The sequence below is a fragment of the Pseudoalteromonas sp. SANK 73390 genome (genome assembly GCF_054966645.1).
Genome location: NZ_ARPN01000050.1, coordinates 123,985 through 132,325 on the forward strand (window position 1 = coordinate 123,985; position 8,341 = coordinate 132,325).

Genomic DNA, 8,341 nt, shown 5'->3' on the forward strand with positions numbered 1-8,341 from the left:
GGGGTTGGTATGAAGAAAATTTTAGCTGTGGACGATTCTGCATCAATGAGGCAAATGGTCGGTTTTACATTAAAAAAAGCGGGGTTTGATGTTACCGAAGCACGTGATGGTAGTGAGGCTCTAAGTATTGCAAAACAACAAGGGTTTGATGCTGTTATCTCAGATGTGAATATGCCCATTATGGATGGAATTACATTAATTCGAGAGTTACGCAACCTACCTAACTATAAATTTACGCCTTTGTTGATGCTGACAACTGAGTCAGGCCTAGAAAAAAAGACTGAAGGCAAAGCAGCAGGCGCAACAGGCTGGATAGTAAAACCCTTTAATCCCGAGCAGTTACTAGCAGTGTTGAAAAAAGTAATACGTTAACTTAAGGAGCTGGGTTTATGAGTATTGATCTTAGCCAGTTTTTTGAGGTGTTCTTTGAAGAAAGTTTTGAAGGACTCGATGCAATGGAATCTGAGTTATTGAACTTGGAACCAGGCAAAGAAGACAGCGAAACAATTAATACCATATTTCGTGCTGCACACTCTATTAAAGGCGGCAGCGGTACTTTTGGTTTTACTTCTGTATCCGATTTTACCCATGTACTTGAAACTTTGCTGGATCAAGTACGTGATGGTCGACGTACCCTCACCACAGAACATGTAGATTTGCTGTTAAAGTCGGTCGATTGCTTAAGAACCCTTCTGCGAGCGCTACAATCAGAGCAAGAGCCTGATTTGACTGAAGCTGATGCGTTACGAAGTAAGTTTGAAGAGATTTTAGGCATTGCAGAGGCCACTGCTTGTGAGTCTAATGATGAAAAAGCCGATGAGATAACACAAAGCACCTATCAAATTGATTTTAAGCCTAAAGCGCACTTGTTTAAAACAGGTAATGAGCCGTTATTTATGATCAGTGAATTAGGGGAGCTAGGAGAAATTGAAACACAAGTATTTCATGATGCGATCCCCGACATTGCGCAGCTTCATCCTGATGAGTGCTTTTTAAGTTGGCGTTTTTTCTTAACTACAGACAGTGACAGCAAAGCAATAGAAGAGATATTTGAATGGGTAGAAGATGATGCCGAGATCACGATAACTGTATGCGGTGGTATTTTTGAAGCATCTACAGAAACACTATCAGAACCTGAAAGCGCAGATGGTAAATCTGCAGAGATATCTTCAGCGTCCATTACGCCACCTAAAGAAATCAACAAAAAAGTAGAACCGCAAAAAAACAATGAGTCATCCACCTCTACGTCAATTCGTGTTGGGATAGATAAAGTAGACTCATTAATTAATATGGTTGGTGAATTGGTGATTACCCAAGCTATGCTGAGTCAAATTGGTGAGCAAGAGATCACCGAGTCTACAATAACAGCCTTACAAGAAGGCCTTGCCCAGTTAGCGCATAACACCAGAGACTTACAAGAGAATGTTATGCGTATTCGGATGTTACCAATCAGTTTTGTGTTTAGTCGCTTTCCGAGGCTAGTTAGAGATATTTCCCAAAAACTGAATAAGCAAGTGGAGCTTAAATTAATTGGTGAGCAAACAGAATTAGATAAAACAGTTATGGAAAAAATATCTGATCCTATGGTTCATCTGGTGCGCAACTCATTGGATCATGGCTTAGAAACGCCCGACAAGCGCATTGCAGCAGGTAAAGAACCAGTCGGTACCGTTACGCTTAATGCCTTCCACCAAGGAGGCAATATAGTGATTGAGATTATGGATGATGGTCAGGGATTAAATACTGATAAAATTCGTAGTAAAGCCATCGCAAATGGCCTAATCCAAGCACACGATGAACTGACAGCAGATGAGATAAACGAGCTTATTTTTATGCCGGGCTTCTCTACGGCTGATGAAGTGAGCGATATATCTGGACGAGGTGTTGGCATGGATGTAGTCAGGAGAAATATTCAAGCCCTAAACGGTTCTGTTGAAGTCGCTTCTGCGTCAGGCGTTGGGTCTACGTTTACTATTCGTTTACCGTTAACTTTGGCCATTCTTGATGGGCAGCTGGTTCAGGTAGCTCGTCATACTTATATTATTCCACTTATTTCGATTGTAGAGTCCTTGCAAATTGATATCACTAAAGTGAGTAGAGTGGGCAAAGATTTAGATGTACTTAGACTCAGAGATGAGTACATACCTATTTTACGTTTGTACGATATTTTTAATCATCAAGGCGCAATCGAAGAGCTAGATAAGACTCTTCTGGTGGTGGTTGAAAGTGATAATCACAAAGTAGGCATACTCGTTGATGATCTTTTAGCACAGCAGCAAGTTGTAATAAAAAGTTTAGAAGCTAACTATCAAAAGGTTGATGGCATTTCAGGTGCGACAATATTAGGCGATGGTAGAGTGTCTTTGATAGTAGACATCACAGGGTTAATAAAGTTAAGCGGTTTAAAGCGGCCAGGAACACAGGAGTTGTTGGTTGAACAACAGGGTAGTGAGGTGGCTTGATGAGTGAGCGTATTCAGTTAAACCAGCAGTTAAGCCTTGGGAAGCAGCAGGACGAAAACCAATATTTAACGTTTATGATGGCCGATGAAGAGTATGGCCTGGATATATTAGCTGTGCAAGAAATTCGAGGCTGGGAGGAGATCACCGCTATCCCTAATGCGGCTGATTTTGTTAAGGGTGCAATTAATTTACGCGGCACGATAGTACCAATTATAGATCTCAGGCTTAGATTTGGGATCTCTAGTATCGACTACGGACCACTTACAGTTGTCATTGTGGTGTCTGTATACATACGCGAACAGCAAAAAGTAATGGGGTTGGTTGTTGACGCAGTATCAGATGTTTATAGCATTTCGGAAGAAAAAGCAAAGGATGTTCCAGACTTTCAAGATTCTAACAATGCACAATATGTTTCTGGTTTAGTCAATGTAGGTGAAAAAATGGTGGTTTTGCTCAACTTAGCAAAAGTACTGGATCTTAATGCAAAGTAAATCACGCAAAGGTTGAGATTAAAGGAAAGGGTGAGAGCATGCAAAGTGAGAACAATAATAAGTTATTAGTTATTGCAGTAGTGCTGGTGGCAGCAATTATAGGATCATTCCAGCTATTGGGTGTAACAATCACTGGTAAAAGTGGCTTAATTATCGGGTTTCCAGTGATAGTAACGTTGGCTGCTACTTTATATGTGAAGCAACTTCTTGATAGCCTTACTCGTAAGCTTGTTTGTTTAAATACGGCAATACCTTACTTGCGGTTAACCGATCAGGATGTGCTTGCTAGATTAGATTTGAGTGCTTTGCCTGAACTGGCACGGGCAGTTAGCACAAATGTCGAAGCTGATAAAGATAAAAATCATATTGAGAGTCTGCTCAATGCCTTACATACCTGCCAGGCTAACATCATGATTGCAGATACTAATTTGAATATTACATATTTAAATGAGTCAGTTCGGAAAATGCTTAAGGCAAACGAAAGCCGTTTAAAAGAGGGCTTACCGCTATTTAACGTAGATAGTTTAGTTGGTACTAATATTGATGATTTTCACAAAAACCCAGCTCATCAGCGAGGTATTTTAGCCACCCTTAACAGGGTCTATACGACGCAGATTGAGGTTTCTGGTCTGACTTTTGATTTAATCGCAACCCCCGTTTTTAACGCTGAAAATGAACGTATATCAACTTTAGTTGAGTGGAAAGATATTACTGAAAAGCTTGCATCTGAACACAAGCAAGCGGTGCTTGCAGCGAATAATGCAAGGATTTCTAGTGCTTTGGATGTTTGCCAAGCGAATGTCATGCTGGCTGATGGAGATTGTAATATTGTTTATGCTAATCACTCTGTATTACAAATGCTGGGGGAGAATCAAGCTCAACTTCGCCAAGCGTTGCCTAATTTCGACACAAAGAATCTGATTGGTGAGTGCATCGATGTTTTTCACGTTAACGCAAGTCACCAGCGTAAGTTACTAGAGGGATTAACTGAAACTTATATCACTGAGATACAAGTAGCAGGATTTACGTTCGGGTTAATTGCAACCCCAGTGTTTGACGAAGAGAATAACCGTTTAGGCACAGTGGTTGAATGGGAAGATAAAACTGAACGATTAGAAAGAGAGAAAAAAGAAAAAGAAGCTGCTTATGAAAATGTACGAGTGAAACGAGCACTTGATAATGTAGCGACAAACACCATGATTGCCAATCACGAACATGACATCGTTTATATGAATAAAGCGGTGACAAATATGATGAGTAATGCACAAAGTGATATTCGTAAAGACTTGCCTCAGTTTGATGTCAATTCACTTCTTGGAGCCAATGTGGATGTATTTCACAAGAACCCAGCTCACCAACGAGGCTTATTAGATAAGCTGACAACAGTTTACAAAACTGAAATTTCAGTTGGTGGGCGCACATTTGGTTTAGTTGCCAATCCGATTCTTAATGACGAAGGTGAGAGAATTGGCACGGTTGTGGAGTGGGATGATAGAACCATAGAAGTCGCAATTGAAAAAGAAGTGAATGATTTAGTTATCTCTGCAGGTGGAGGTAATTTGAGCATTCGCTTAAATGAACAAGGAAAGGATGGGTTTTATTTACGTCTGGCCAAGGGCTTAAATGAGTTAATTGGTATTGTAGACGATGCGGTGTCAGATACTGCACAGATGCTAGACGCATTGGCCAATGGTAATTTAACTCGTCGTATTACAGGAGAGTACGAAGGCGCTTTTGATAAACTAAAACGAGATGCAAATAGTACAGCTGACAGATTAACTGATGTGATAAACAAAATTAGCTCATCAGCAGGATTGGTTGCCAGTGGTGCAGAGGAAATATCTCAAGGTAATGCAGATTTGAGTCAGCGTACCGAGGAGCAAGCTTCATCATTGGAAGAAACAGCCTCTAGTATGGAGCAGATGACCAGTACAGTGAAGCAAAATGCGGACAATGCCAAAGTAGCGAATGGATTGGCTGAGGAGACGTGTGATAAAGCGATTCTTGGTGGTGAAGTGGTCAGCCGTGCTGTGGAAAGCATGTCGGCTATTAATGAATCTAGTAAGAAAATAGCCGATATTATTGGTGTAATCGATGAAATAGCATTTCAGACAAACTTACTTGCGTTAAATGCAGCGGTAGAAGCTGCAAGAGCAGGAGAGCAAGGTCGTGGTTTTGCGGTAGTTGCTGGTGAAGTACGCAACTTGGCTCAGCGTTCCGCTGGTGCCGCAAAGGAAATTAAAGACTTAATCAGAGATAGTGTAGGAAAAGTGGAAGATGGTACTTTGCTTGTGAACGAGTCAGGGTCAACTCTAAAAGATATTGTTGCTTCGGTTAAGCGTGTTACAGAAATGATATCAGACATTGCAGAAGCGTCAGTGGAACAAAGCTCGGGTATAGAGCAAGTTAACAAAGCAGTAGCACAAATGGATGAGATGACTCAGCAAAATGCTGCGCTCGTTGAACAGGCTTCGGCAGCTGGGGAATCCATGGCTGAACAAGCAAATGATATGCGCAAGCAGCTTCACTTTTTTGTTATAGATAACAGCAATGAGCAAACAATGCTCCCTCCTCAAATGCCTACCGCCAACATAACGACAAGTTCTCACTTACAAAGCCATAAGGCGACTGAGCATACTAAGTTAGAGAATAAACCTATGTCGAACGGGAACAAGTTTGCCGATGCCTCTGAAGAGTGGGAAGAGTTCTAAGCGTGCTTCCCGAGCGGCTAAGCGCCGCTTATATTAGAGGTTTTTTAAATTGGAGTAAACATGAGAGAGTTTCTCTTTACGGACGATGATTTTCAAGGGTTATCAAAGCGTGTGTATAAGGCGTGCGGTATTGTTCTTGGGCCGCATAAAAAAGAAATGGTGTACTCTCGGATAGCTCGTAGAATTAGAGCCAATGGGCTAACGTCATTTAAGCAATATATAGCATTAGTTGATAATGATTCAGAGCAAGAGTTTAGCCACTTTATCAATGCAATAACTACAAACTTAACGTCTTTTTTCAGAGAAAGTCATCACTTTGAACATTTATCTAATGTATTAGTAAGTGAGATGATAAAGAGGAACTCAGCATCTAAAAGAGTACGTATTTGGTCTGCTGGGTGCTCCACAGGTGAAGAGCCTTACAGCATCGCAATGACGATTCAAGGCCGTTTTCCTACTGATTGGGATGTGAAGATTCTTGCAACTGATCTAGATTCTAGTGTGTTAGCTAAAGCTCAGGAAGGTGTTTATAGTGCGCGTAGCATTAATGGTTTAGAGCAGGAAGAATTAAGAAAGTGGTTTTTGAAAAGCGCAGATGGTGAATCTTACAAAGTGAAGCCAACTCTTCAATCTTTGATTTCATTTAAACGTCTTAATCTGCTAGAAAGTTGGCCTATGAAAGGGCCCTTTGATCTTATATTTTGTAGAAATGTGCTCATATATTTCGATAAAGAAACTAAAGATAAATTATTTTCAGGATACCACAGATTATTAACACCAAGTGGCCACTTGTTTATTGGTCATTCTGAGACTATGGGAAAAGAGCACACGGAATTTATTAATTTAGGGAAAACCATGTATCAAAAGGCATCTTATGAATAGGGACTTAGCACCGGTATTGGCTGGATTTGAGCACGTAAAACGGTTTTGGGATTCTGGTCGTGCAGCCGTGATTGCAAAAGTATTACCGGGTGAGTTCTATGTATCAAGAAATGATGAATATATCTCTACTGTTTTAGGGTCTTGTATTGCTGCTTGTGTGTATGATGAAGTTAGAGGTATAGGGGGGATGAATCATTTTATGCTCCCTGGGGCAAAAAATGTAGAAGATATCCATGCTGATGATTTAAATTGCCGATATGGCAACTGGGCGATGGAATTCTTAATCAATGAAGTAATAAAAAATGGCGCAGCACGAGCCAATTTGAAGATTAAGCTATTTGGTGGAGGGAAAATTATACGCTCTATGACTGATATAGGAGTGGGTAATATTCGTTTTGCACATGCTTATGTACAAGAGGAAGGCCTAAACTTGGTTTCTCATGATGTGGGAGGGCCTTGGCCAAGAAAAGTTATGTTTCACCCACAAACTGGCAAAGCACAAGTTAAAAAGTTAAGAGAAATGCATAATGATACGATTGAAAAGCGTGAGGTGCGTTACTTACATGATATTGAGGCCCAAGATGCTAAAACTGATATTGAGTTGTTTTAGGGGTGAGTATGATCAAAGTGCTTATTGTTGATGACTCCCCTCTGATCCGAGGAATTCTCACAGAAATTCTAAATCAAGCGTCTGATATCAAAGTTGTTGGTGCCGCTGCAGACCCCTATCAAGCTAGAGAAATGATAAAGTCTTTACACCCTGATGTTTTAACATTAGATATTGAAATGCCGAAAATGGATGGTATTAGCTTTTTAAGAAATTTGATGCGGCTTCGACCTATGCCTGTTGTGATGATATCAACATTAACGCAGCAGGGGTCTCCAGCAACAATTGAAGCACTTGAAATTGGTGCGGTTGATTTTATTGCTAAACCTGTTTCCAATGTAGTGAATCAATTGAAAAGTTATACTCAATCAGTGCATGAAAAAGTAAGAATAGCAGCCAGTGCACGAGTGCGTTCATATAAGATGCTGGCTAGTCAATCGAGCACTGCAAAGATCCCTAATATGTACTTTAAAAGTGGTGCGGTATTGGCGATTGGTGCATCGACGGGTGGCACAGAAGCAATTAAAGAGGTGTTGATTAGGTTACCTTTAAATGCACCACCTGTTGTTGTGACACAGCATATTCCACCTGTATTTAGTACGTCATTTGCACAAAGGATGGACAAGTGCTGTACCGTCAAAGTAAAAGAAGCTGCAGTTGGAGATGAGCTTTTAGCGGGCCACGTGTTTATTGCTCCTGGTGATAAGCATCTAAAAGTGGTAAAAAAAGGCGGAAAGCTTGTTTGTGAACTTGATGATACAGAGCCGGTCAATAGGCATAAACCTGCGGTTGATGTGTTGTTCGACTCGTTACTTCCTCTTGGTGAAGCTGTTTGTGCTGCTTTGTTAACTGGTATGGGTAGTGATGGAGCAAAAGCAATGTTACGCCTGTTGCAAGCTGGTGCATTTACGGTAGCGCAAGATGAGAATACATCTGTAGTATGGGGAATGCCACGCGCTGCAGTTGAGCTGAAGGCAGCGCGCTCGATTGTACCACTGCAAGAAGTAACGCATGCGTTACTCACAGCATGTAAAAAATAATTGTATTAGGGGCTATTGACCTTTGCTATGTGTTTTTGCAGCAGTCATTTGGGTATTTTCCCAAGGCAGAACCTGCATCCATAGTGTTTTATGTAAGCTAGGTGATAACGTAGAAAAATGCCCGAATGGCGCTGCCCAAAGAGCTCAA

The 8,341-nt window shown here is 40.9% G+C and carries 7 protein-coding genes; all 7 read left to right on the top strand.

The genetic code is table 11. The features are described 5' to 3' along the window. Positions 1–9 precede the first annotated feature (9 nt). The 7 genes from SANK73390_RS06825 to SANK73390_RS06855 are packed head-to-tail and all read left to right on the top strand — an operon-like array spanning position 10 to position 8,193. The gene (locus tag SANK73390_RS06825) at positions 10–372 is read left to right on the top strand and encodes a response regulator (RefSeq protein WP_261593086.1); all 363 of its coding nucleotides are present in this window, start codon (positions 10–12) and stop codon (positions 370–372) included. A 17-nt stretch (positions 373–389) separates the two neighbouring features. Continuing rightward, positions 390–2,462 (top strand): chemotaxis protein CheA, encoded by a 2,073-nt coding sequence (locus tag SANK73390_RS06830; RefSeq protein ID WP_261593085.1) that lies wholly within the window; start codon positions 390–392, stop codon positions 2,460–2,462. Continuing rightward, positions 2,459–2,953: a chemotaxis protein CheW gene (locus tag SANK73390_RS06835; RefSeq protein ID WP_261593084.1), complete on the top strand. Its 495-nt coding sequence runs from the start codon at positions 2,459–2,461 to the stop codon at positions 2,951–2,953. Before SANK73390_RS06830 ends, SANK73390_RS06835 begins: the two co-directional genes overlap by 4 nt. Before the next feature lie 38 nt (positions 2,954–2,991). Continuing rightward, on the top strand, positions 2,992–5,664 hold the full coding sequence (locus SANK73390_RS06840; RefSeq protein WP_462764877.1) for a methyl-accepting chemotaxis protein: 2,673 nt from the start codon (positions 2,992–2,994) through the stop codon (positions 5,662–5,664). A 60-nt stretch (positions 5,665–5,724) separates the two neighbouring features. Further along, the gene (locus SANK73390_RS06845) at positions 5,725–6,546 is read left to right on the top strand and encodes a CheR family methyltransferase (RefSeq protein WP_261626067.1); all 822 of its coding nucleotides are present in this window, start codon (positions 5,725–5,727) and stop codon (positions 6,544–6,546) included. Further along, on the top strand, positions 6,539–7,156 hold the full coding sequence (gene cheD, locus SANK73390_RS06850) for a chemoreceptor glutamine deamidase CheD (RefSeq protein ID WP_261593079.1): 618 nt from the start codon (positions 6,539–6,541) through the stop codon (positions 7,154–7,156). The genes SANK73390_RS06845 and cheD overlap by 8 nt, the downstream gene beginning before the upstream one ends. An 8-nt stretch (positions 7,157–7,164) precedes the next feature. Beyond that, on the top strand, positions 7,165–8,193 hold the full coding sequence (locus SANK73390_RS06855; RefSeq protein WP_261593078.1) for a protein-glutamate methylesterase/protein-glutamine glutaminase: 1,029 nt from the start codon (positions 7,165–7,167) through the stop codon (positions 8,191–8,193). The last annotated feature ends 148 nt before the right edge of the window (positions 8,194–8,341 follow it).